We start from the raw sequence: 5,292 nt of genomic DNA on the forward strand, positions 1-5,292 counted from the left end.
AGAAAATGCAACCCCTGTGTTGGATGCCCAACCCCCGGGAGAAAATGCAACCCCTGTGTTGGATGCAAGACCCACCGAGGGCAATCCTGGGTTGCGGATCGACCAGTCCCCACCGACTAGACCCCAACAACTGCGGGACCCATCACCGGAAGGGGAACCTTCAAAGCCAGTCAATGTAGCACCCCAAGCTAAACCGGCCCCAGGGCCAGTACCGGGTGAAACTCGGCAGGAACCGGCTGCACCCGTGGAAGCTGGGGAACCAGAAGCCTCCACTGGAGATTCCCAGGAGTTACCCACTCCGGAGGCATCTGAGGCAGAACCCGGGGAACCTGTGGATGTGGATAACGTGGAGTTAGAACCGGAGTCAGAACCAGTCGAAGATGCAGCGCAGATGGAGGGGGAATCTCCCGAGGCGATCGCGGATGAGGAGGAAAGCGACTCTGAAATTTAACCCAAATTCCAGATTAGCCCGCGCAGGCCTGTGCTGAGTCCCGTCGAAGTGCGGGCTTTGTCCGTATAGCCCCACCCTTCAGGGTGCAGGGCTTTTTTATTGCACGTTCGTTTCTTCACCTAAGCGGGTAAACCGAATTTCAATCCGTCTTCTGCTTTCATCGGGGTTAGGATTGACATTCCCAAAATCTCCTGTAGGAGACACCAATTGCGCCGCAGAATAGGGACGAAATTGTAATCCTTGCAGCTTACCTTCGGTGCGTTGAATAGTTTGTAAAATTTGCACCACGGCTAAGGCTCTCATTAATCCTAAATCCGCATTTGAACCCGGAACTAACTGATTCACTTCGGTTGTACCAGCAGCAACTTGGGGTAAGGAACGGTCTAAATTGCTGGAACCGGCATTATTAGGTTGTCCATCAGTATGTCCAATAATTTCTATGACATTGATGTTATAAGCGGCGGCGTTGGCTTCAATTTGGGGGACTAATTGGTTACGGACATAAGTTTGTAAGGCATCGGGAAGTTGAGCACTTCCAGAAGAAAATTGATAAGCCCCGGTATCGCGAATCACGATAATTGGAGGTGCTTTCGGGGTTGCCATTTCCTGTTGCAATTGTCCTTGTAAGGTTTGGGTTTGAGTGGCTAAGGCTTGATTTTGGGCGATTAAGGGGGCAACTTGGGATTCCGCTAAGGTGGCGCGGTTTTGGGCACTGGTGAGGTCGATTTGGGTTCTGAGTAGTTGTTGGCGCAGGGCTTCTTCGGTTTCCCGCATACTGGAAATGGAGACTAAGGGTTTGATAATCGCCAGTAGCAGCAGGAAGCTGAGAATCATAAACGCATTGGACATTAAGTCGGTAAATGCGGGCCAAATATCAAATTCTGGTGGCATTTCATGCCGCCTAGACCGGGATTTCATGAGGCAATTTCTCCGTTAATTAGGGTGAATTTTTGAATGTTTAACCCCCTATTGTTTGGGAGTTTGATGTTGAAGATTAAGGCTCATTTTTGGGGATTTTCTTCTTCCTCCCAGTTGACCAGTTGTGGGTTAAAGGGGTCATTGGAATTGTTGGCTGGCGGAGGACTCTGACGAGTGGGTGCTATTTCTGATTGTTCTTCGGATTCTAAATGCTTGACAACTTGGGTGAGTTGTGATTGGACGGCATTGAGGTCGTTGCCGAGTTTGGAGATGCGCGTGGTAACGGGGTCGGTGGCGGGATTGACTGCATTGCGATCGCCTAGGGATGCGATGAGGCGATCGCCTAAAGTTTGCATTCCTCCTCTCATTTCTTCGGTAAAGAGTTTGAGGGATTCGACTAATTTATAAAGTTCGGTATGGACATCCACAAAGCGATCGGTTCTGGTTGCTAACCGCTTTTGTAAGGTATCGAGGGTTTTGATGACGGAATGGAAGATTTGAGCGCTTTGCTGCATTTCTCCCACGACATCTGCTAATGCTTTTTGATTGTTTTGAGTGAGGTTCAGAACTTGGCCGGAATTCTTGCTTAATCCGGCGATTTCTTCCGAGAGATGGATGGTTTCCTGACTGGTGGTTTGCAGGGAGGCGATCGCCAGTTGCAATGCCTGGGTGGATTGATTTAACACCGAGGCGGAACGCGCTAAATCCCGTTGAGTATTGGCTAAATTATCCGTGGAACTCGCCAGTTTATTGGCAAATTGGCTCTTTTCAAAGAGTTGTGCCGACTCCCGAAACATGGTTGCACCGGACATCATGGAACTGGAGGATTCCATCAGGCGATTATAAACTTGAGTGGCGAGATGATTCGACTGTCGGTTGCCTTCGGTAATTTGGTCTAAGCTTTCCCCTAAAGAGGAGGAAACGGCTTCTTTGACGGAGACGGAGAACTGATTGACAAAGCTGGAGAAGATAGTTTCGAGGCGATCGACAGCTTTATCTAAGGGCGATCGGCGATTTAGAGCAGGGCCATAAATATTATCAATATAATCTTCTAAAGCGCTGATAAGTTGATATTTGGCAATACTGGTATTTCTGAGTAAATTAACCACCGTCAACAAAGCACTACAAGCGACAGCAGTTAAACTACTAATAAACGCCACCCCCATCCCTTGCAAGGGCCGTTGCACTTGTTCCACCAACGCATCAATACTCCCCACACCAAAATCATTAATGGTTTGGCTGAGTTCGGCCAAGTTCATGGTAATTCCTAGGAACGTTCCTAACAGACCCAAGGAAAGTAAAAGATTGGGTAAAAACCGACAAAAATAATCGATTTGTTCGTTTTTGAGGAGATGCTTACCATAAACTTGGTCGATTAACGCCCCGGTGTTTATCTGTTCTAACGCGGGGCTAGATTCCTTACATCTGAGTTCTATTTCTTCAACAATTCTCGGTTTTTTAGTCGGATTATCTGCATAAATTAATCCCCGAACCCGAGAAGCTAAATAAATTAAATGTTGATAGACTCCCCACCGGAGAAATATGGTAACAAATGTCAGAACAATGAGACTCAGAACAAACCCGAGTAAGTAGGGAGGCAGCAGGACAGAATTGAATAACTCTATGAAACCAAATACCAACGGTCCTTTAAAGGTAGAGAGAAATTGACTCATGACGGATTAATACTAGGTTGATAATTGCAAAGCCTATGGTAGAGTGACTCTACAGGCGAACCTGGGCTTGATTTGCCCTCTTTGAGATAGCAAGAGTCTAGTTTGTGGCAAACTTGATTCGTCATAGTTTCAATCTATCCTACCTCAAACCCGGATCAGTGGGGGTGTCAGCTATTCCTTAGAGTCTCCGGCGAGGCATGAGAGGAAGGGGAGAAGAAACCGAGTTTCCCCGCCCAGATTTGCTCCAGATTGGCCGAAATTTTGCACAGAAACCCGGTTTCTCATCTCTGCGATAAGGGCACATTTTAGTCTAAATCTCGACGACCCTCCAACGCACGCGCTAAGGTGACTTCATCGGCATATTCCAAATCTCCTCCCATTGGCAATCCAAAGGCAATGCGCGTGACTCGCGTAAACGGTTTGAGTAATTGTCCCACATAAAGGGTCGTGGTTTCTCCCTCCACGCTGGGACTGATGGCGATAATCACTTCTTTGATTTGTTGTTGACTCACCCGCCGGACTAATGCTTGAATATTTAATTGTTCGGGTCCGATGCCATCCATTGGGGAAATCACCCCACCGAGGACATGATATTTGCCTCTAAATTCCCGAGTTTTTTCTAAGGCAATTAAGTCCCGAGAATCGGAAACTACGCAAATGACATCGCGATCGCGATTCGGTGCAAGACAGATTTCGCAAATGGGTTCTGCACTCAGGTGAAAACACTCTTTACAAAATCCCACTTGTTGTTTGGCATCCACTAACGCTTTCGCTAATGCCTGAATTTCATCATCGGGTCGCTTCAGTAAATGGAGGGCCAGTCTTTGGGCGGATTTAGGGCCAATTCCCGGCAAACGCTGTAGTTGCTCGATTAAACGAGCTAAAGGACGAGTATAAACGGTCAGTCTCCTGTAGACTCCAAAAGATACTCTCCCATTTTACCCATTTTGGTTACCCGATGAGCCGGAATTTACGGCAAACAAGGAGGTTCCTGAAACCCGGTATTTCCCTTGGCGGTAACATGGCAAGAATAAGTCAGAGAAGCGGAGTTATTTCCCTGATTATTTTCTACGGTATTTCCCTTTCCTCCCGCTGTCCCTCGGGCTAAAATTCCGCCATTGACAATATTATTAGCAATGGTGACATCTTCCATCACACCCGGAGCATTATTGGTATCAGCATTCACATAAATTAGCTCAATATCTGTTACTTCTGCCTGCACTTGATTTCCGACAATTTCCACATTTTTAATGGAGGGAATTTTGTACAATCCAATATAAGTATTGCCTTGATTATTGCGAAGAATCGCCCCATTGACTTCGGTTCCTCCACAACATTCCTGAATCAAAATTCCCTCTCCATCTACACTCAAATATTGGGTATCTCTGATTCGATGACGATACACTTCATACTGATTTCCCTCCACCAAAACATTGGACCCGGACCAATCAATTGCTCGATTTTCAAGGGTGACTGCACCTTTTGGTTCTTTTAACCCCGTCGGGTCCGTCCACCATTGTTTTCCGCGTTCATCGCGGACTTGATTATCTTGGATGACTAACCCATCTCCCGAGGCAGAAATGGCGACTCGCATGGTGTGATAAACCCAGTTATCTCGGACGGCAATTCCCGTGCGAAATAGTCCTGGTTCTGTATTGGGATTGGCATTCTTTTGGAATCCCTCGGATTTAGACCGATTCACGACAATTCCATAGTGATTCCCATAGTGGAAGGGGACTTTATTTCCTTCTTGGTAGGTGATAATTTGTTCCCCTTTAATAGGTTTGACTTGATAACCGGGTTGGTCGTAATTGTCGGTAATATTGTCATTAATCCGATTATTTGCAATCAGAATATTAGCCTTGGCGTTGACTTTAATATTAGCTGCAAACCGATAACTGTAACGGAACCACGGACTTTGAAAGGAAGTATTAGGAACTCGCGGGTCCGGTTCCGCCACGTTGTTGCTGCGAATGCCAAAAATGACCAGATTTTGATTGTTTCCGTTATCCAAATCTCCCCGCAAGGAAATGGCGGCGCGATTGATATCCAGATGGACTAATCCAATATTACTGTCTGTATCTCCCTCAGTGGTGGTAATGGTTTTAAAGGCGGTATCGTTGGGAGTGCCATTTCCTGAAAATTGCGGTTCATACTTGGGAAATTGCAGTTTTGAAGGGGGATTAAATCCGGAGTTTTTGGCATCGGTGACTGAGGGAATTTCTCCTCGGAGAACGACTCCATTTTTGA

General features: G+C 46.7%; 4 protein-coding genes and 1 pseudogene. 1 reads left to right on the plus strand and 4 read right to left on the minus strand.

The window, feature by feature from the left end:
- A pseudogene (locus J0895_RS23055) lies at positions 1 to 451 on the plus strand (hypothetical protein); the annotation flags it as partial.
- Positions 452 to 547: 96 nt separating this feature from the next.
- Here J0895_RS23055 and J0895_RS23060 read toward each other — a convergent pair.
- The 4 genes from J0895_RS23060 to J0895_RS23075 form a co-directional block, all read right to left on the minus strand.
- Positions 548 to 1,369, minus strand: a complete 822-nt coding sequence (locus J0895_RS23060) for a hypothetical protein (RefSeq protein WP_207090335.1) — start codon at positions 1,367 to 1,369, stop codon at positions 548 to 550.
- Positions 1,370 to 1,452: 83 nt separating this feature from the next.
- The gene (locus tag J0895_RS23065; protein WP_207090336.1) at positions 1,453 to 3,042 is read right to left on the minus strand and encodes a hypothetical protein; all 1,590 of its coding nucleotides are present in this window, start codon (positions 3,040 to 3,042) and stop codon (positions 1,453 to 1,455) included.
- Between the two features lie 305 nt (positions 3,043 to 3,347).
- Positions 3,348 to 3,947 (minus strand): recombination mediator RecR, encoded by a 600-nt coding sequence (gene recR, locus J0895_RS23070; RefSeq protein WP_207090338.1) that lies wholly within the window; start codon positions 3,945 to 3,947, stop codon positions 3,348 to 3,350.
- A gap of 65 nt (positions 3,948 to 4,012) precedes the next feature.
- Positions 4,013 to 5,292, minus strand: a 1,280-nt coding sequence (locus J0895_RS23075) for a hypothetical protein (protein ID WP_207090337.1), incomplete at its 5' end; no start/stop codon positions are given.

Source organism: Phormidium pseudopriestleyi FRX01, assembly GCF_017313335.1.
Lineage (GTDB): Bacteria > Cyanobacteriota > Cyanobacteriia > Cyanobacteriales > Laspinemataceae > Laspinema > Laspinema pseudopriestleyi.

Coding starts and splice junctions, on each gene's coding strand:
- J0895_RS23065 (WP_207090336.1), bottom strand. CDS start 3,042: ATGAGTCAATTTCTCTCTACCTTTAAAGGACCGTTGGTATTTGGTTTC.
- J0895_RS23060 (WP_207090335.1), bottom strand. CDS start 1,369: ATGAAATCCCGGTCTAGGCGGCATGAAATGCCACCAGAATTTGATATT.